This window comes from uncultured Algibacter sp. (assembly GCF_947495675.1).
Lineage (GTDB): Bacteria > Bacteroidota > Bacteroidia > Flavobacteriales > Flavobacteriaceae > Algibacter_B.
Map to the genome: position 1 here is coordinate 1 of NZ_CANLZX010000064.1, position 354 is coordinate 354.

The 354-nt window shown below is 33.1% G+C and carries 1 pseudogene; it reads left to right on the top strand.

The features are described 5' to 3' along the window. Positions 1-354, top strand: a pseudogene (locus tag Q0842_RS16110) (hypothetical protein); the annotation flags it as partial.

Here is a 354-nt window from a genome sequence, read left to right on the forward strand (position 1 = left end):
AGATTTATCTGGATTAACGCCAGGAACATATAGTTTTACTTTTGATGTTGATGCTATAGGAAGTTGTGATGATCCGTTAGTTACTGTTGAAATAACAATAAATCCTTTACCTAATACAGGAACACCAACACCAGAAACATTTTGTGAAAATGATTTAGCAGCTAATTCTCCATTAGATTTATATGGTCAATTAACAGGCGAAGATGCGGGCGGAACTTGGTCAGATGATGATACATCAGGAGCTTTAGCAAGTAGTAGTGTAGATCTAACATTATTAACAATAGGTTCATATAATTTTACTTATACAATAACTGATGCAAACACTTGTACAAATAGTTCAACAGTTACAATAAC